Genomic DNA, 20,890 nt, shown 5'->3' on the forward strand with positions numbered 1-20,890 from the left:
CACAAAAGGAATTCTTTTAAAATTTGTAAGTACTTGTATACTCAGGCGTAGTTCTTCTCATTTACATAACAACCTGTTCCAAATGAATAGTTCAACTGATAAACATGCCCATGTATGAAAAACTTTTTCGAGCAGCATGCCTTGATAAAACAGAAAAAAGGACCGTATTCCATTCACTTTTCTATTTATATATTATCAATTTAAAATCTTTTAGCTTATTCTTTCTTGCTTTAGGCTGAAGCTATCTTGTTAGTTTATTAGGCATGGAGCCTTTTTCTCTTATCCTATATTTCTTATCTCTGAATCTGTCCATTTCTACGAATCACATATGCTGGATACATTTATGAATTGTCTTTACAAATAAAAAAGAATAAGAAGATCCATGCGAGTAAACGCTTTAGAATCTTCTTATTCTTCAATGCACACTCATGACTATAATTGGTTTATTACTTTTTATTAGATTATCCCCTTTTTCATTAAACTTACATAGCTGTTATCTCCAATGATGACATGATCTAGAAGAGGAATACCGATAATAATTCCACATTCTTTTAACCTCTTAGTAACTTCAATATCTTCATTAGATTCCACACTATGGCCTGAAGGGTGATTATGAAAACATATAATTGAAGATGCATTGTTTAATATTGCCGTACGGAAGGTTTCGCGCGGGTGGACGAGCGATGAATCAACAGTTCCTTCGAACACAATGCTACATCCAATAATTTCATTCTTTGTATTTAAGTTAAATACACCAAAAATTTCATTTGGTCTTGATTCTATATCAAATATAATCTGTGCAAAACGTACAGCATCCGCTGGACAAGTAATTTTCTTTTTCTCAATATCATAAATACGATTACTGTCCTTTACCAATTTTACAGATTGAACCATAATTTTCTTACCCATGTCCTTCTCCTTTCGAAATAAAAAAGACGAGACTACTCCTCTCATCTTTTTTCAACTTCTTTTGTATTTTGAAATTCAAAATTCTTACTTCCTTACTACATTTCTTAAAAAGTTAAGACTTCCCATCACATCCTTGTTAGTTCAATACTTGTCCTATTCCTACAACACAAAAAAACCTTCCAGGAATACATTCGTATTACAAATTAGCGTATATGTTTTATACACTTACTTGTAATGAATCGTAAACCCGAAAGGTTTGTGGTTATTTAGGAATGATTAAAAAAGGAAAAATTTTCTTGAACTTATTATAGAATACATTGAACATTCTTTCAATGTTTACTTTCATAAAAATTCACTTGATGAATTCATCTTCCATATTAAAATAATATCTTAAATATTACCCCACTTCTTTTCGGCACTTGGTGTGAGGTGATACAGTAAAACTGGTACACAGTATAGAGATAAATTATTCTATTTTAGAAGTATTTCAGATGAAGAAACAGTATGATGAAATAAAAAACAATGTGTTAAATTGATGGCTAAAAAAGGGCGTACAACTTCCAGTATTCAAAGAGAATTTAACTTGGGGAACAGAACCCTAAATACATAGAGAAAAAATCATTTCTCTTCCTCAAATCAATTAATTAGTGGTCGAATATATTTATATGTCCTATCATTTCTTTCATTCGTCCTCACTCATTATTAAACGGGAATGACAGCAATTCCCCAATTTCCGTTCCGAAAGCCCAGTAGACATGTAAAAACTCATAAGTAATAAAATATATACTGGGACGATTGTGATAATCTGCATTTTAGCACTTCCATAATATTTAATATAACTATTTATTTACGAAATAAGAATTCATTTTATTATTACCATTTGTCTTTTGGATTATTCGACTCCTAAAGCTTTAAATACCGCATCTTCCGCACTTTGATAAAAACCTATTTGAAACTTGGCAAACAATTCAGGTGGTACAGTTGGTATATCCACAGCCGATGTCATAGGTAAAAGTATTTTTTTTGCTCCTGAATCAAAACAAACTTGTAATACATTGGCTAATTCTTCTACTTTATTAATCGTTCCACTTATACTAATAGATCCTAATACAACCATTTGACTTTGTACTGGTTTATTTAATGCACCTGAACATAATGCGCTAAATGCTGCAAGCGATAACTCCCCAGTTAATCCAACTCCGTGAATATCTTGAATATGCATTAAGTAATCTTTTGTTGTTGTACTAATAGTTCCACTTATATTTTTATTATTTGCTTTAAAGAATCTAAAGGCGGTATCTATACTTTCTTTAGCATCTCGATCTGAATTTAATCCTGTTTTTTCAAACTTACCATTACCACTCACAACTTCTGTTTCTAATTTATAAGTACCAATCATTCCACTCTTTCCACGAGCAACAGTATAAATATGCCCAGGTTTGTTCATCCCCTCTGGAATTAAAGTTCCGCCACTTTGTTCTGGAACCGATACAAACTCTTCATTCATTGACTCACTTTCAATATAAGAGAAATTGACGTCATAAAACTCCATACCGCCAATTTTCTTTAATTGTTCCTTCACACGTCTACGGCCTATTAGAGCGTAACGTAATACTTCTTCCACATCTTCTTTTACGTATTCACCGTTTGGATATAACAACTTAATCAAACCCGAAACAGTTTTCCGTACTGCGATTACATCACGTTGATTTAAATTATTTCCTAGCCTAAAATATTTATCAATCGCATCTGAGAAAGAACGTTTTCTCATTTCTCGTAAAAACTCTGCCAAATAATCTGTTATGAAACCATATTCATTTGTGAAGAATTCAGGCCTCATTTTAGGAATTTCCCATCCTGGTAAATAGTAATGCATTCGATCGAAGAATGCAGAATCATATGCCATTGCTTCTGGGAACGGATCAAACAAGTGTGAGGTTTTCAATAATACATCTATACTTTGATTAATATTTCCTACAAAAACCATAGAAGCGCTAGCATTTTTTTCTTCACGGCCTCGGGCAAAGGAACCTGAAGCCATATAATCTTTCATAATTTGGATGCCATCTTTATCTTTAAACGTAATACCAGCAACTTCATCAAATGCAACTGTATCCCACATACCAACGAGTCCGATTTTTCTTGTAGACATATTGTAAAACAAATTAGCTACCGTCGTTTGTCCACCAGATACTAGGATGGAATTCGGAGAAATCTCTTTATAAATATGAGATTTCCCTGTTCCTCTTGGTCCAAGTTCACACAAGTTATAATTATTCTCTACAAGTGGTACCATCCGCTCTAATAAATGCCATTTTACTGTGTCCTCTAGCTGCGTTGGCTCCATACCTGTAGAACGAATGAGCACATCAATCCATTCTTCTTTAGAAAAATGTTTTCGTTGTTCGAACATCTCTTCTAAATCCATATTTGGCATTTGAATAGGTGTTACACTTTCGATGCTAAATGGGCTTGTACCTTTTGATTCTTCGTCAAAGTAGTATTCCATTTTCACAATACACCAAATACCACCTGCGAGAAGCTTATCAAACTCTTTTACATAATGTGACGAAATCGAAACACCATTTAATCCAAGATTAGAAAACTCCGCTTCATATATATCTTTCTTATCATTCAGTTTCACACCAATTTTATCAATGACAGTATACTTTCCGAGCTCTTTAACCTTGGATTTTACTTTCTCTGCTTCATCTGGACGTACGAAATTGTCAGCTAAAATCTTTTTGACCATCTCGACACCATCATTCATACTCTTTTCATCATCTGTCGCACAATACATGCCAAGTAAGTACTCTAGTACATAAACAGGTACATTCGCACCTTCTTTGATTTTCTTTGTTAAATCTTTCCGTACTACTTTTCCTGCAAAATGTGCGTTTAACTTTTTATTTAAATCTTCCATCTCCACTCAACCCCACATTTCTCCTAAAAACCAAAATCATTCGTAATCGCGATATCAATCGTAAATGCCATTTTCTCATAAATATTTTCTACTGTTTCCTCTTCATCTTCTAACACTAAATAATATTTCTTCGCCTTATCATAGGCCATGCTTTTTAGGACAAACTTCTCTTTAAACGTACGGTCTTCCGGTTTCGAAGATGGACTATCTGCGATGATAATATTTTCGTTAGAAATGCGATTGCCTTCTTCATCTGTGAAATACACTTTCAAGCGCAGCGGTGTCTTCTTATCTTCCATTTTTTCTGTTTGGAAGAACTCTAAATATGTAATACTATTCGTTATTTTCCTCGTTAAGCTTGTTAGCTTCACTGCTACTTTTTTCACATCATTTTTGCTCGACTTACTACGATCATTTTTGAACGTAATAACAGGTACGACAACCTCTTGCAGCATCGCACCGCCATGTACATAATTTGCACCGGCACCTTGCACAGCAAAACGGTTCGCTCCTCTTGGCACTGTCACATATGTATTACAGCCTTCTCCTAACACATAATCCATCGAGAAACTCATTGTACCTTCTATACGCTCCGCTGCCTTTGAAACGATACATCTACGTTTTTCAACCTGTGCATCTATCGCTACTTTCTTTATTTTGTCACTTGCTTGCAACGTATCTCTATTGTAAATAAAGCCATGATCCGTTGTAATAATAATATTAGACGCACTAACAGTATTAATTAATTGATTCACTAATGAACGAATATCCTTTAGCGCCTGTTCTACCGCTTGGAATACTTCATGCTCTGTTGCACTATGATCGCCTCTTGCATCAATTACATTATGATAAATATAACTGACTTTCTTTCCAGAGAAAGCTTGACGAAATTGTTGACGATTCATTGCTGCGACATCTTTATATTGAACAGCTACTGAATCTTTATAATGATTTTCAAGTACTGTACTTCGGTTATCCGTACTAGACGCCTTATAACCGTTCACGTACACTTCACCATTTTCGTTAAACATCAGTGATTTATGTGGTAGTAAAGCGGCCATACATACATCTGTATACGAAGGCAATACACCTTGCATCGCGGCAATATCCGTCGATGCTTTTCGTTCTACATTTAACACCTCACATAATTCTTTCGCTACTTCATAACGAAGTGCGTCGGACACAATGACAAACACTCGCTCTTCCTTATTCACAAAAGGTTGTACAAAAGAACGATAAAACTTATTTTGCGGTTCTATCCCTGCAATCGGCCAATACTCCTTTTGATCATTTTCAAGTGCATCGGACCATTTAATCGCTAATTCATCGATATACGTATTACTATATGTATGTTCTACTTTATCACGAAGCTCCATAAACAACTCTTTCTGTTCCAATTCATCAAAAGCAACATAAAACTTTCGGTACGCTGTATCTATACGGTAATACTTATTTTTATAGGCCTCAAATAAATCAAGTGCCCCAGTTTCCAAAATAGCAGTAAGATTTTTAAATACTTGCATTGCTTGCTGTAAAAGGTCATATTCATGCTTATATACACTGAGCCAATGTGACGTTCTTCTAGCTGCAATAAGCTCTCCGTACGATGCATAATCATGAACATCACCAAGTAATTGCTCCGTAATATAAGAAATAACTTTTTCGTCAAAATAACGGAACGTATCTGACGTTATATATTCTTTCATTTCTTTCTCTTCCATATATTCACGAACTTTCACTCGCTGTTCTACATGATCCGCCAGTGTGTTATACAGTAATCCATCTGTACTATGATTCATAAATTGATTCATAAATACGATGCAATTCGTTGGCATACTCGAAATATACGGCTTCCAAGTTTGCGGGATTTCTCCGCCAAGCGTTTCACTCACGTTTGTTAGCATAAAGAACATAAGGAGCGAATCAATCGACTTATCTTTTAAGCAATAACCATATACCTTTTCGACAAGACTCCAAAATGTCTCTTCGTCTCCAAACTTTTGAATATTATCCCAATACTTATTCGTTTCTTGCAGTTGTCCTTTAAATAATGCCTTTACTACTTCATCTACACTTACAATGCTACATTTACATAAAGTCGCTAATACAGTAAGGTCGATGCTCTCTTCTGTATACTCCTGTACATTATATGCTTGAAAAGCAGCGTAACGCTCTTTATTATTAAAGAACTTTGCATATTTCTTAAACACATCACGTAACGAAGCATCATTTGTCACACCTAAATCACGCATCATAACCGTAATTTTATCCGTCGCAAATTCTTGGCTATAGGAATAAACATCTAATAACCAATCTTCTCTTGCTGGTGGTTTCGCCATATTTGCATAAATTAAAAAGTTCGAAGTTATATCTACCTTCTCTAACTCATACTTTGTTGCAAATAAATTATGAGTTGTTAACTTCCAAATACGGACATTTTCTAACCCTAACTGATTAATCTCTTCAATAAATTCACCAGCTTCATCATACCAAAATACAACATGACGCTCTTTTCCATCTATTAACTCTTTCGCAAATGATTCTTGTAACACACGTTTTATTTCTTTCGTATTCATACTTCATCAACTCTCAATCGTAAGGAAATAGATTCAGCAATATTGCTGAATCTATTATCATTTTTTATTCATTGTAATACGTTAAATCTTAGCTAATAAATTCGCCTTGAGCGGTTTCTTTCCTTCACCTTGCGGAAGTTCTACTTCTTGGAACTTCGCATAGTTTGCTTTCACACCGTCATCTAAATCAATCGTAATTTTTTGGTTTGCGACGTGAGCAATCACTTGATCATATTGCTTACACTCAAGCAATTGCTTTTGAAGTTTTTCTTTCTCTTTCTTCGCACGTGTCTTCTCTTGCACTGCAACATCAGACTCTAACAACACATCAAGACGATTCATCTCAGCTTCATACTTACGCTGCAACGTATGAAGATAATCAGTACGAACCTTCGCCGCTGTACCCGCATCATAACGATGCATATAAATTAACGCCTTAAAACCATCTTGTTTCCCGCTATCAAATAACCAATAAATTGGACGTTTCTGATACGTTTTCACATGATCTTTATAGAAATCTTTTAAGAAATAACGACGAATACATTGACGAGACGTCTCATTCGCCTTCTTCTTTAATGCCTCCGCAATAAAATCAAGATTCTCTTCCAACGTCTCTTCACTAAACGTCACACGAACAAACTCAATAAAACGACTGACAATATCATCCTCGAAATACTCGTCATCCGTAATTGGAATGACGTTATCAACATCTACCTTAAACGTTTGATATTTTCTTTCATCAAACTCTCCGCCAGCAAATACTAGGCCTTCTTGATCTAAGGAATAACGGCCGAGCATACAACCTACTACGTAGGAGATAAAGGATTTGATGTCTCGTTCTTTGTCGGCTTTACGGATTGTGATATCTTTCTCGTCTACTTCTGGTGTTAGTTCGTCTTGTAAGCCATAGATATCGATGAAGATGCGGTTTAGTTCTTCTTCGTTTTCTTTTAGTTTGTTGAATTGTTGAGTAGTAAATGACTCCCAAAAATCAAAGGATTGTTTCACTTTCACTGAATTGTTTTTGCAAGATATTAATGGATTTTTTTTATAATCCCATGATGTTTCAAATGAATCCCAATCAGATTTTGATAATGATATATTTTGAATAGTAAGTTCTTCGATTCGATTGTTATTTAGGAAATCTTTTATTATAGGTATACGTTTAATATCTCCAGTTTGAAAACCTAATGTTGGGTTAAGGATATTTAATATACCTTGAACTATTTTGCTATTTAACACCCCAAGAATTTTCATATTTTTATCCCCAGCAAACATACTCGATCCTCTTCCATCAAAAACAAATCCATTAGGCGTATAACGTACCCCAAAATTCTTAGTACTCACATCCGACCATGTAATTCCTTCCATGAAGAAGAAACTGCTGTTACTTTCTCTATAACCATTCAAATTTTTCATAAATTTAAGGGATTCATCATCATAAGCTATCAAATATTCCGCGTTACCAAACCATTTTCTGAAAGAACCTCCTTTATTGTAAGGAGCCCATTTTAAACCTTTTCTGCTAAAATCTCCATTTGTGAAAGCGTTTAAATTGATCTTACTATAAGAGACCTCAAACCATAGTTTTAAACAAATATCATTATTTCCAGTGGTCATTCCATGTTTAGGTTCAGCTACATCTTTTAACTGAGGATTTTGATCAAATATATCTCTTACACTATCAGACGCCCAATATGCAATTGGCGAACCTGGAATTAATTTGAAATTTTTCTGTTGAATATAATAGTAGTTATCTTTGTTGAAAAAGCCATTTTCTTTTTGGAAAGGATTATTATAATCAACTAATCTAATGTATCTTCCGATATGATTATTAAAATTAAAATTCCTTAAAATAACCCCCGTACTTTGTACAACTTCCCCTCCAATTTCTTCAAAAGCCCTTGCCCCTAGATGAACCATTGAATTCACAGTTAGATTATCTAGAATTTTACATCTTAATTTTTCAAAACTACTTAAAAACATCCACGAATGTTGATTAATTGCGGCATGAAGGCCCTTCGTCTTTGTAAAAGTACAGCATCTCTCCATAAATACTGCAAATAGATCCGACTTTGAATCCGCATAGTTTTTCTTTATGTAGAGAGATAACTTGGAGTTAAGCCCTTTTGCTCCCATATAAGGTGGATTTGTCACAACTACATTATATTTCCGACTCATAATTCCCACTTGTTTTATTAAATTTGGGATTCTTTCAATCAAGCCCTCTCTATATTGATGATAAAACAAATCCCCTATATCTTCATTCTGCTCAATCTCTTCCATTCTAAGTTCTAACGCCTCAAAATCAATGGCCTTCACATCCAGAATAGACCCATACTCCTTCGCATCCCTAAACACATCAACCAAATATTGCACTTCATCCCTATCAAGCTTATCTCCCACAAAATAATCAATCGCTTCTTGCGGAATCCCATTACTTTCTTGAATCGAACAAACATTCAATTCAATCGCCTTGCGGAAAATACGTCTGTTATAACTACGTGCTTTCATCATCAACGCAAAGTAAGTAAGCTGTGCTGCACGATTATCAATATCTAGTCCGTATAAGTTCTTTTCTAAAATAAGCTGCGGAATTTCTCGTTCTGCATAACCTGCATGTTGGTAAATGTTATATAGTACGTCAAACGCATAGACAAGAATATGACCCGATCCCATACATGGATCTAATACGGTAATATCCTCTGGGCTTAGTTCTTTGTTTTTTAGTTTTTCTAGTTGTTCCTGTACGTCTGGTTCTTGCTCTGCTTCTTCTAAATAATACTTCCACTGCTCTTGTAGTTCTTCATTTGGATTTGATTCTAACCATAGTCGTCCTAATGAATTTTCGACCATGTATTTTACAATCCATTTTGGCGTAAAGAGCTGTGTTGCGGCCGGGATGTTTTCTTTTGTGATTTTTTTATTTTTCTTTAAATCAGCAAATACCTCATCTTTTTTCTCAGAGATATAATATTGATACAACCACCCAATAATCTCCACTTGCTCTTTCCAATCGTCTTCATCGATGGAGACTACTAAATCACGTACTACTGATCCTTCTCCAAGTATGTTATCAGGCAGTAATAACTCTGTATAATCTTGAATTTTCTCGAACATCATCGGCATGATTTCGCCTAGTTTGTTACATTGTTTTACTAATATATATTTAAATAAATCGTCTGTCTTGTTTTCATCTTGTAAACGGTAGATGATATCTACGTTTAACTCTAAATCATCCGCAATGTTTGTTACTTCCCCAATAACATCCGGTTCGCTTTTTCCTGCTTCAGTAGAGGAAAGGACACGGACACCTGTTGGTAAGTATTCGTTTACTTCCATAAAGCGAATGGCGATAAAGCGGTTAAACCATGTGTAGGCAACTTCTTCGATGATTTGTTCGAAACCTTTTTCATGTATTTTTTGAACAAGTTTGTTACGTTGCTCTAACTCGTACCCTTTAAAGAATTGATTATGAATACGAAATCCATCTTCATGTGTTTCTGGTTCTTTTATTTCGTTTTTTGTAATACCAAGCTCATACGCTTTTTGCGCAACAGCGTCCATTAATTTCTTGCGAGCTGATACTGCAAACTTCTTAATTGCAGTTTTATCCATTATGACTTCCTCCAGTTTGCTTATATGTAAAATTCACTTTGATTGTTTGTTAGCTAATTTACTACTATGCAGACACAAAAAGTAGCGAACTCGATTCCTCCCTGTGTTTACACATGGCATGTGGCGGAAAAAGGCCCTGACCGGCAGGACGCTCTCAACCACCTAAAAAGAAAGATTTTATATCGTTTATATTATAGAGAGGGAGAATATCTCCTCCCTCCTCATTTCTTTACACTAACTTAATAACTGCGCCATCTTCTAATTCATGCTGTAAATGTTTTCGAATTTCGTCCAAGAATGCTTCGATATCTTCTTTATTTTCAATCGTTTTCGTACCACGAATAAGAGTATTTTTGCTAAGTGTTTTCTTTTTCGGTACGTATACTACCTCTGGTTCAACAGCTTTTGTACCACCGCCAGTTTCACTATCATGTTTCACTACAGGCGGGATAACTTTCGGTTTACGTCTTTCAATTTCATTTGCAATATCGTCAATACAGCGTACTTTCAAACGATCACTTTCTGTTTGCATCGCTATTGCTTCATAGAAATTATTTACATGAGCTAGTCTTTCTTTTAGTCCATCAAAGCTATTTTTATATTTACTAAAGAAGAAATCTTTCAATTCTTCATGTTTATTTAGCTCGTCTACAACAGTTTGATAATCTGCTTCTATTATCACTTTAATTGGCTCACATTCTTTTTCTAACAGTACAACAAATAAATCATCAAACTCTTTTATGAATTTTGGTAGTTGTTTAATGTTGTTATACGGCTCTTTATGATTAACAATTTTCGCGATGTTATCAATGATTGCTGTTACGTTTTGATCTGTTACATATGTTTCATTTTGCTTGAATATGCTTAATCGTTTCATCGCATCATCATAAATATCACGCTGCGTTTCAAAGAAAGCCTTCACAAGTTCAACATCTTCGGCGTAATCGAAGCAATCATCTTGCAGCTGTTTCGCTTTGTTAAAGAAACTTGCTGTGTCTGAAATGTTTAACATTTGCTCAATTATTTCTTTTCCATCCTTTAAGACATCTTGCCCTGGATAAAAAACATGACGATAGTTTGCTAATAGTACTTCTATTTTGTTTTGCTCTGATGTTAATAACTTTTTAAAACCATTCATTAAACCATCTTCATCAGTTGGCAATGCTGTCGTTTCAAACATTTCCTTGCTTAAATCTTTGACAATTTTCATTAACTGTGGCGAAATACGCTCACGTTTTTTCACGATAACACGCTCTACGTAATCACGCTTTGTTAAGTAATTTACTAGATCACGTTCCGTTGTTGTTAAGTTCGTGCTGTTTAGTTGCAATTTGACTTCTTGCCCTTTAAATAGCTTAATGATGAACGCAGCGATATCAAGGTCTTTCCAGCCATATGGTTGTTTCATAAAGTGAGTCGTGATGCTTTTCACCGTCATTTGCTGGTTACGTGTTGTTAAACGAGCAATATAATCATTGATTTCTTTTATCGCATGTTTATTCTCATCTTCATCCTCGCCGGATAATGTAAGTTGTGCTGTATTTTCAGCTAACAATTCATTCAGTTGCTTCGGTGCATCTATAAATTCTTTCACATAATCTAGTTTGTTATATAACGTACCAACTAACACTTTAAACGCTTCGTTAATACGATCAACGGGATTTTTCTCTTTCACATCTAACTGCTGCGAGCTTACGAAGATTTCTGCATGTTTTAACGCTTCTGTTACATACGTGCGAATGCGTTCTTTTCGGTCCGAAACTTCTCTTGATTTACGAACTTTAATATCTTCAATTGCTTGTGAAACAGCCGTACCACTTTTAATTTTTAAATATGCTTGTATTTTTAAGGTTTCCGTCATCTCATCTAAGTAAGATGTATCATGTCGTAATTTTAAAATAACATTATTCTCACGCACCGACATCATCTTTAATTCCGCTTCATTTAAGTCTGCTGTTGCATCAAAGTACGGTGTAATGATTTTCAATCCAATATCATGTGTTTGGATCCCGATCGGACGATCATCAATAATTGAATTAAAACTAAAGTGGTATTTTGATGAGTAACGATATTTCTTATCTTGATAAATACCATTAAAGATTTCATCACCAATCTTTTGAATCACTTCCGCAGAATCAACGTGCATATTTTTAATTTCACGATTCACATCTTGCTCATCATTTGTTAAGAAAATATATTCTTGTCCATTTTTTTGAATTAATGTTTCTTTGCTTAATCGGGTTAAAGAACTTTCAATTTTCTTTTTCAGTTCGATTTTGTCGTCACCAATATTTTCAATCATTAATGTTGCTAAGTTTTCTAAGTTAGTAGGTAATTCTTTTACATATTTAATTAAGAATAACAGTTTCAATACTCTTACATCATAATCTGTTAAACGGGAGTTATTTTGCGCATGAATAACAACCGTGCGAATGCTTGAATCTAAAAATGCCTCAATTGTTTCATAAAATGCTGAAAACGGAATAAGCGCTCCTGTTTCATTTTCAGCATATTTCATTGCTGATTCTTGGAATGCACTTAATAAAGAGCGCTCCCCTTCTGCTAAATGTTTCCCTGACGCACCGTGAATACGAATTCCTGTAAATACTTTCTGTAATAAATTGAATTGATACGGAATGAATGGATATACATCTACGAAAACTTCTTCATTGTTAAACGTCTTCATTTCCGCCGTATCACCAGAAAATGTAATCAAATTCTTTAAAATCGAACTATTATCATGATAAAGAAGTTTTAACGTCTGTTTTCCTGCTTCATTTTTTGATAAAATACGCTTTTTAATGACTTCATCTACGTGTGCACTAGAAAGACTTAAACGCGTATCAAAACGACCTTGAATTTTCGAGAAGTCATTTCCATTTACATTCACGACCGAGTCGATATCTTGCTGACTTGTTACAAGCACCCATACTTTACCGCCACACTGCGTTCCGATATCTTCAACGACCGTCTGCAAGTTCAGCATTAATTGTGAATCGTTACCGATATATTGTCCTAATTCATCGATTAAAAAGACAACGTGATGGTTATTCCCTTTTGACTCCACATACTCACGTACACGTTTTGCAAAACGGTCAATACTGATGAAATAATCCGCCTCCGCGCGTTCATACCATTTACGAGCTGCCTCATCACTCATTTTTGTTGTTTTTGAAAGCGCTTCTATAATCGAATCTTCTTCATAATAAAAATCTTCACGTGCTTCTTCCCATGTGTTTCCAGATAGTTCTTCAAACTCAGCTTTAAATGTCTCGTAACACCCGTCTTTTACCATCTGACGTTCTAAATCCGCTACCCACGGAATTGAACCACAAAAACCTTGCATTTCATTAAATACTTTGTTGAACACTTTCACAATTGCATTTTTATCAGCTTTCGAATCCGATTCACTTTTCGAATCAATATTAAACAGAACTACATCCGTCGTTGTATTTCCTGCTAGTTTCATATCTGCTAAAACCATCGGATCTAATACTTTATTTTCAAAGAAAGCAACCGCTTCATGATCTTCAACACGTTTATTTTCTAATAAATAAGAAAGGATTTTTAAAAAGTGTGATTTACCTGATCCGAAGAAACCAGAAATCCAAACACCCATTTTATCTGTATTTCCCGTAATCCCTTTTTTATATGATTTAAAGAACTCCCCCATATGATGTAGTAACTCATTCGTCACCACATACTCGTCTAACTCCTGATAAACGTTACGATCATCGTCTTGTCCAACCTTAATAACACCTTTAATATCACGTTTAATTTCTTTTTCGAACATCTTTTGAATTTGCATCTTTTTCTCCCCCAACCCTTACCTTTTATTTATCGATGAGCTGAAACGCTCTGTAATAATTGTCATCTTTTATTTCTCCAAACAACCGAAGTTCTAACCCGTCATATGTACCTGGGAAAAACATAACTAATGGTATTTTATCAATCGCTTTATGTAAGTTATTTAATATTGTATGCGAACGAATAATTGGGAAAACTTTCCCGATACCTGTTAAAAATACGATATCATTTGGCTCTACTCGTTCTGTAATATACTGTACGACGAAATCATTATTAGAAGTGAGTCGCAATGCTTTCCTTGTAGCATTTAAAATAAACTCACTTCCTTTTTTTTGTTCCATCTCAATATTTTTTTGAAGATAGCCCTTATTCCCGAGTAGCTCTAACATTATCTCATACAAATCAAATTCACGAATATGTAGCGAATCTTTGTTGTTTATCTTATCCTTCATATTCGATACATGCTCTCTGACAAGCATTTCATGTTTTGGATCATAATCAAAAATATAAAAACCTATTTCATTTCCCAATCCTTTATTCTCACGAAATGATGTATCTGTAATCTTCGGGAGGATTTCATCCAGCCTGTCGTTAATTGCCCTCATATTATTCACCTACTAAAATATCCATATATATGTGATCTCCACGTTCTCTTATATACTCCATAACTTCTGCATCAAGAAGTGGGCGTTGTACTTCTCTGTCTCCTTTTTGGTTCTTAAGAAAACCAGCTTCAAACAATATTCGGATATATACTTGCTTTAATTTATAAAACGTATACTCATTCCATGAAGATACCTTTTCACTTTGTTGCTGCTTATATTCAAAGAAAATGTTAAAATCAGCATCTGTCATGCTCGTTTCTTTAAAAAGAAACTTTTCCCGAAACACTTCATTCATAAATTCAAAAAACAAACGATCCGTCTTCATAATCGCATACATAACAATGACTTTACTTGATTCTACATCCCCATTTGCAATCTTTTCGACTAAATATTCATCTAACACCTTAAGCCGAGTCAAAACAATTGATGCAATTTCCTTTTTTCGGTTTTCTGTATTAACTTGAAAGATATTTTCTACAATTGCTTTTTCTTTCACTTCAAATTCTTTCAAACCTTGATATAATAAGGCTGAAACCTTCTTTGTCTCTAAAAAAAGGAGTGGACGGGACTTAATAGTTGACTTATACCCTTGCTCTTTTACCATTTTTTCACATTCCTTCGGGCCACTTTTTTAATATTTATATTGTACCCTTTTAGGTACATGAATAAAAGAAATTTCTTTATAAAAATAAAAACCAGCAATATTTTGAAAATATCGTTGGTTAAACATGAAACATAATTCATATTTTACACAACTCGCATACACCTTGCGCACGCCTTTTAGCTAGCTCAACTATATACTCATTACGTTGATATGTTGTAGTTCTTGTAAAGCGTTTAATTTTTACCATGAGATACTACCTTTGTAGATCGATCCTTTAATTTTTTATAACTTATTACTCTTTTCAATTTTTAACCACTTGATCCTGAAATACACACTCTCTATGCCATTCCATGTACTGACGCTGCATTTCATTCATTTGGATCTGTAACTTATCATGTATATTCAAAAAGATTTTTAAAGTTTCGTCTAAACTGGTCGAAATTAAAATTCTCCCGTCATCTCCAAAACTAATAAAACCTTTATCAAATAAAGCATCATGGTTAGGACAAAGTAGTAGTCCATTGTTTATATCTAACCTTTCTCTGGGATTAGACTGACTCCAAGGCTTAATATGACTTGCTATTAGAAAACGTTTATCAGAGACTCCACATAATTTACATTTCTCTTCGTTCTTCAACAAATTCTTTTTAAAAATAGATTGTCCAATTCTAGATTTTATAACTTGTTCTTTTTCAGTTTGATCTAATCCATACTGCAAATCCTTCTCTACTTCTTCTAGAATAGTTTCTTCATCACTACTCCCTATGTTTAATAGTTCGTTTCTAATATCCCCATTTTTCTCTTTAACTATTGTTAATAAATAATTCGCAAGTTCTAGAGTTACTCTAAACAGGTAACCTGTATTACCACGCCCAATCTTATTAAATGGAGCGTATTTATCACCTTGTAGCTTTAATATGTTTTCCATGAAATCTTTATATATAATAGGGATCTCCAAATCATGGTATTCCACATTTACAATCCATCCTTCTTTTTCCCAGAGCTCGGTGTGTTCTAGTCCAATTGGCTTATCATGAACCTTATAATCTTCTTTTGCAACCAAAATTGAAACTAGCCTTCCTTTGAAACTATTAAAAATGATGTCACCTTTTCTTATCATTTTCATATCTATCCAATGATGAAATGTTTGTCCCTTGTTATTTTTTTGTGGCGCCCAGAGAAATCCTCCATTCCTCTCTTCCTTATAACTTTTGTTTTGAAATACAAGAAAATAATTCATTTTTCTACCCTCCCTATATTAAACTGGGAATTTATCTTTTCAATATTTAAATAAAATATCATCAAATCTAGTAATCTTTTTCACATGAAACATTCCCAAAATAAAGAAAACCTTATAACTAAATATACTGTTTATAGTGATATAATTTCAATTATAAGGGGGAGCACATATTGGATGATATTAAAATATTCCGTTTGAATAAAAATAATGTAGAAGAATTAGTTAGGCCAAAAAATCATTACAAACTATAATAGAACGACACCTAGATACATTTTAGGGATACGTTTTTGATCCTCTGAATATAGCACTGAAAAAAAACATGCAGGCAGAATAGATACGTTAGGCATAGATGAAAATAATTCACTTGTTATCATTGAGTAGAAACGTTCCGTGAACAAGAATGTTATAAACCAAGCATTATTCTATTTAGATTGGCTACTAGACCATAAAGCAGAATTTGAATTGATGGTGATGCGTAAATTCGGCGAAGAGGTCTCTAATGCTATTGACTGGAGTAGTCCACGTTTATTGTGTATCGCAGGTGGTTTTACTAAGTACGATGAACACGCAGTAGAACAAATTAACAGGAATATCGAACTATACGTTTATAAGCACTATGAGGACGGGTTACTATTACTCGACTTGGTTAATGCTACAACTGCTCAAACTGTACATACTAATGATGATACAACTGCTCTGACTACTAACAGAAATACAAAAGTTAAAACCGTCTCAAATTACCTCGAGCAATCAAATAAACAATTAATTGATAGATTTGAAGCACTAAAATTGTACATGTTGGCATTAGGTGACGACGTGCAAGTAAAAATATTAAAGCATTATATAGCTTTTAAGAGGATTAAAAACTTTGCATGCTTAGAAGTACACCCCCAAAGCGATAAGATCTTGCTGTATTTAAAGGTGGATCCGAAACATGTAGAGCTACAAAGTGGTTTTACTCGCGATGTTAGTAATATAGGACATTATGGTACGGGAGATTTAGAAATTATTATTACAAGTGACGAAGATATTGAAAAGGCTAAACACTTTATTAATATGAGTTATGATGTAAGTTAGTTAATAAAACCTTTGACTAACTGGGAGGATTTAATTGTTAAGAAAGTAAACAATACGCAGGAGATTTTAACCTTGTAACTCAATATAAAATGCGCCACCTTGACAGGGTAAAGATCATGAGCCCGAGCCACCGGAGTCATACAACTACTTTTAAAACAGTTTATAACTATAAAAATCTGTCTCATTATTTCTTATTTCAGACCTTAATTTTCAAACTTTAAACATAAAACTCCTACGGTTGGAAGATCCGCTGGGGCCCACTTTAACTCCAATAAATTATTAACATGAACCCATATCAACTCGGCATGCTCAAGCGCTTTAGGTATACCGGATTCTATGTATGCTTTATAAGTAGCAAGATGAACTATAATATTCTCATACTCATGATCCACTTCTTCTATTTTTTCACCAACAGTAATTAAACATCCTAGTTCTTCTTTGATCTCACGTATCAACGCATCTTGCGGCATTTCCCCTTCATTAATTTTTCCACCTGGAAATTCCCAATAGTTCGGTAATGACATTGCAGGAGAACGTAATGCACATAGTATTTCATTCTTCTCATTAAAAATGACCGCTCCAACAACCGATACTTTTTTCTTCATGAATCGTCACTTCTTTCACATCTTATTTAGTACATATACTCTCTATATCTCGTCTTTTTGCTTATATCGCGCCAGCTTTTTCTCTAATTTTGCAACATCTTCATGTAGATTTAAAACATGCAGCTTCCGATGACAATTCGCACATACTCCAACAGTATTATAAATCGTATCTTCTCCATCCTCTGATAGCCATTTCACATGATGTGCTTCTAAGTATGGATTCCCTTTTTTATCTTGGAAAGGAGCATGCTGTTCACACAACTCGCATATACCTTGTGCACGCCTTTTAGCTAGCTCAGCTACATACTCATTTCGTTGATATGTTGTAGTTTTTGTAAAACGTTTATTATTACCATAAGATACTACCTTGGTAGCTCGATCCTTTAATTTGTTATAACTTAACTCTCTTGCTTTTTTCTTTTCTTTCTCTTGACGATTTTGAATAACACTCTCAGAAAGAACTACATGCCTATTTAATAAACGGATTGGAAAAATCCATACATTTCTATCTATTCCTTGTGTATCCTCTTGGATCTCTTGAAAAGGCTGCTTTACAAGCTCTACTCTCCCCATAAAGATGTGCTTTCCTGTTTCAAATGCTTCAAATAAGTAAACATCTACTCCATTTTCTGTAGATTCATATAGAGTCTTATTTTGATTCCCTTCTAAGACTTGGTCTCCTTCTTGGCCCATCCCTGTGTAATATAATATATCCTCATCCCAGCGATCATCGTAAATACCTTTTGTATGATCAGAGAATAAAACTAAAGTGTTTGTTTTCTTCGATCGTCTCATCCCTCCCATATTCCCACATTTAAATATTCTAGAGATTTCTTTATTATCATATTCTTTATCAATGACCAGTGAATGAATTTCTTCTCTCATTCTTTGATACCATTCTTTTACTTGCTCTATATCATACTCTTTTTCACGATTTCCAATTCTCTTAAATGGAAGCCCCTCTTTTTCCATAGCAAGTAATGAATCTTTTGCTATATTAAAGTAGTCCATTAACTCTCTTTGGTTTACTATTTTTTTCTGTTCCAATTACTCTCAACCTACTTTACCAATTTTTTCATCTATTAATAAATAACCTATCTTAACTATAAACCGTTTTCAAGTAATTCCTATTATAAAGAATGTAAAAAGGAGTGGAAAATCCACTCCTTTTATCACGAGAACATATTTTTTCTTTTAAATAAAATCTAATCAAATTAATACGAATAACCTTGATAAATATAATGCTTCTTCATCACTATTTGTAATTAAGTTCATTAATTTAGTTTTAATTGAATGCTCTTTATCTAATGATAATTTGATTAGTAAATATCTTAACTCCATATCTATAACTGCTAAACTTTCCAAACTAGCAAAATTCAATTTTCGGTATTTCTTTTCATCATCTTTTTCAAAATTTTTTCTATACGCTGTAAGCTTGTAGTAATACGAGTTTGTGGCTAAATAATTTTTAGCAGTACAAAAAAAGAACGTATGTTGATAACCTTTCTTTTAAACTCTATGTTAAGTCAATTTTCCCTAATTACTTTTATGATTTTAATGGTTATGTTTACAAAAGTTCAAGTAGATCGTATAGATGCATGTCTTGCTGGACCACGTTTATCCTTTCTTACAAACTGATGCGGTTATCTAATTTTATAACGGTGTAGTTTTAGTGTTAAGTTATCAGAAAATACACTAAATAAGCACTCTACAAATAATAGTAAATTAAATCTCGTTAAAACAAAAAGGGATGTCCTAGTACCATGCCTAGGACATCCCTTTTACTTTACTTATCTTCATTTCTAAATTCTATACAGCACTATCAATTAAACAATTATTAGATATATCTTCTACCTAAAACATAGTATTATCATTAGCTGCCTCATTTGGAATCTCTTGAATTACATCCCAATGTTCGACAATTTTACCATCATTTATACGAAATATATCCACTATAGCAACTCCCTTATCTTGAGAATTAGTACGGGAATGTACATGAAGAGCAACTGTATCTCCTTCAGCTACTACATGTTTTATCTCTGCAGAGGAATTAGGATTTTTAACAAAGTCCTCCTTAAAGAAATCCATGAAGGCTTTTCGTCCATCACCAACGAAAGGATTATGTTGCTTATAATCTTCGCTTACATATTTAGGGATAATATCGATATTATGTTTGTTAAAAACTTCATTATAGAAATCAACTACCATCTTTTTATTCTCTTCTTTTTCTGTCGCTTCTTTTGATACTGAGGCAACATTCTCACTCTTTATTGAGTTACCTTTGTTATTACCGGTGGAAGCTTGAAATATCAAAGTCGACACAACTCCTAAAATAAATACAGAAATAATAATTATTATTAAATTTTTCTCTAATTTCATATATACCTACCTCTTCTAATTATAAAATTCACCTTCGATAACACGCTTGAAAAAGGAACAACCTTCCCCAAGGTGTGATGCAAGGGGAAGGTAAAGAAAATTCGCCTATCCTAACACTACTCCTTATATAGGATATGTTAGAAACTATTAACTCTAACTTAATACCTCATTAACAGTTGCACTGTCCACAATTTGAATAAACTTCTTAACCTTATCGTTCTCATCAAACTCATAAAGATGACAAAAATCTGCTATAAACGATTTCCCTGTTGCTTTATATGTTCCGCTATATTTTCCATAAACGATAACAGTATTATTATTAAATGCGTAAACTTCATCCTTTGCACTATAGTTATCCCATTCCGTGCCAAGGCGTTCATGTACATTTTTCACCACTTCATCTGGACCTATATAAGTCCCCGCATATGGAAATCCAGCAGCTTCTGTCCAAGATACATTTTCACTTAAATACGTTTTGAAAGCATCTAATTTTCCTTCGCCAGTTAACACATACGTTTCATGTAATAGTTTTTGATATTTATTCATA

The 20,890-nt window shown here is 33.8% G+C and carries 13 protein-coding genes and 1 pseudogene; 1 reads left to right on the plus strand and 13 read right to left on the minus strand.

All coding sequences use genetic code 11. From position 1 onward, the window contains the following. Positions 1 to 456: 456 nt before the first annotated feature. From FT637_RS21090 to FT637_RS21125, 8 genes are all read right to left on the minus strand, one after another. On the minus strand, positions 457 to 909 hold the full coding sequence (locus tag FT637_RS21090) for a JAB domain-containing protein (RefSeq protein WP_193647949.1): 453 nt from the start codon (positions 907 to 909) through the stop codon (positions 457 to 459). An 892-nt stretch (positions 910 to 1,801) separates the two neighbouring features. Then, positions 1,802 to 3,832 (minus strand): protease Lon-related BREX system protein BrxL, encoded by a 2,031-nt coding sequence (gene brxL, locus FT637_RS21095; RefSeq protein WP_193647950.1) that lies wholly within the window; start codon positions 3,830 to 3,832, stop codon positions 1,802 to 1,804. Positions 3,833 to 3,855: 23 nt separating this feature from the next. After that, positions 3,856 to 6,408 carry a BREX-1 system phosphatase PglZ type A gene (gene pglZ / locus FT637_RS21100; protein ID WP_193647951.1) on the minus strand — a complete coding sequence of 851 codons (2,553 nt, stop codon included), beginning with the start codon at positions 6,406 to 6,408 and terminating at the stop codon, positions 3,856 to 3,858. A gap of 81 nt (positions 6,409 to 6,489) precedes the next feature. Beyond that, positions 6,490 to 10,026 (minus strand): BREX-1 system adenine-specific DNA-methyltransferase PglX, encoded by a 3,537-nt coding sequence (gene pglX, locus FT637_RS21105; RefSeq protein ID WP_193647952.1) that lies wholly within the window; start codon positions 10,024 to 10,026, stop codon positions 6,490 to 6,492. Between the two features lie 229 nt (positions 10,027 to 10,255). After that, entirely contained in the window at positions 10,256 to 13,834 is a 3,579-nt protein-coding gene (brxC, locus tag FT637_RS21110) for a BREX system P-loop protein BrxC (RefSeq protein WP_193647953.1), read from the minus strand. A 25-nt stretch (positions 13,835 to 13,859) separates the two neighbouring features. Further along, positions 13,860 to 14,438 carry a DUF1788 domain-containing protein gene (locus FT637_RS21115; protein ID WP_193647954.1) on the minus strand — a complete coding sequence of 193 codons (579 nt, stop codon included), beginning with the start codon at positions 14,436 to 14,438 and terminating at the stop codon, positions 13,860 to 13,862. 1 nt (position 14,439) lies between these two features. Further along, on the minus strand, positions 14,440 to 15,042 hold the full coding sequence (locus FT637_RS21120) for a DUF1819 family protein (protein WP_193647955.1): 603 nt from the start codon (positions 15,040 to 15,042) through the stop codon (positions 14,440 to 14,442). A 301-nt stretch (positions 15,043 to 15,343) separates the two neighbouring features. Next, on the minus strand, positions 15,344 to 16,282 hold the full coding sequence (locus FT637_RS21125) for an HNH endonuclease (RefSeq protein ID WP_227493897.1): 939 nt from the start codon (positions 16,280 to 16,282) through the stop codon (positions 15,344 to 15,346). Positions 16,283 to 16,672: 390 nt separating this feature from the next. Here FT637_RS21125 and FT637_RS21130 point away from each other — a divergent pair, with 390 nt between their 5' ends. Then, positions 16,673 to 17,359, plus strand: a complete 687-nt coding sequence (locus FT637_RS21130) for a DUF5655 domain-containing protein (protein ID WP_319805959.1) — start codon at positions 16,673 to 16,675, stop codon at positions 17,357 to 17,359. 203 nt (positions 17,360 to 17,562) lie between these two features. Here FT637_RS21130 and FT637_RS21135 read toward each other — a convergent pair whose 3' ends face one another. The 5 genes and pseudogenes from FT637_RS21135 to FT637_RS21155 all read right to left on the minus strand — a co-directional run bounded on the left by FT637_RS21135 (position 17,563) and on the right by FT637_RS21155 (position 20,889). Further along, positions 17,563 to 17,964, minus strand: a complete 402-nt coding sequence (locus FT637_RS21135; RefSeq protein ID WP_193647956.1) for a (deoxy)nucleoside triphosphate pyrophosphohydrolase — start codon at positions 17,962 to 17,964, stop codon at positions 17,563 to 17,565. A gap of 42 nt (positions 17,965 to 18,006) precedes the next feature. Beyond that, the gene (locus tag FT637_RS21140; protein ID WP_227493898.1) at positions 18,007 to 19,011 is read right to left on the minus strand and encodes an HNH endonuclease; all 1,005 of its coding nucleotides are present in this window, start codon (positions 19,009 to 19,011) and stop codon (positions 18,007 to 18,009) included. Positions 19,012 to 19,173: 162 nt separating this feature from the next. Continuing rightward, positions 19,174 to 19,404, minus strand: a pseudogene (locus FT637_RS21145) (Abi family protein); the annotation flags it as partial. A 414-nt stretch (positions 19,405 to 19,818) separates the two neighbouring features. After that, positions 19,819 to 20,343 carry an ester cyclase gene (locus tag FT637_RS21150; protein WP_193647957.1) on the minus strand — a complete coding sequence of 175 codons (525 nt, stop codon included), beginning with the start codon at positions 20,341 to 20,343 and terminating at the stop codon, positions 19,819 to 19,821. A gap of 153 nt (positions 20,344 to 20,496) precedes the next feature. Further along, positions 20,497 to 20,889, minus strand: a complete 393-nt coding sequence (locus tag FT637_RS21155) for a nuclear transport factor 2 family protein (RefSeq protein WP_098425970.1) — start codon at positions 20,887 to 20,889, stop codon at positions 20,497 to 20,499. Between the last annotated feature and the right edge of the window lies 1 nt (position 20,890).

The sequence above is a fragment of the Bacillus cereus genome (assembly GCF_015071065.1).
Lineage (GTDB): Bacteria > Bacillota > Bacilli > Bacillales > Bacillaceae_G > Bacillus_A > Bacillus_A cereus_BA.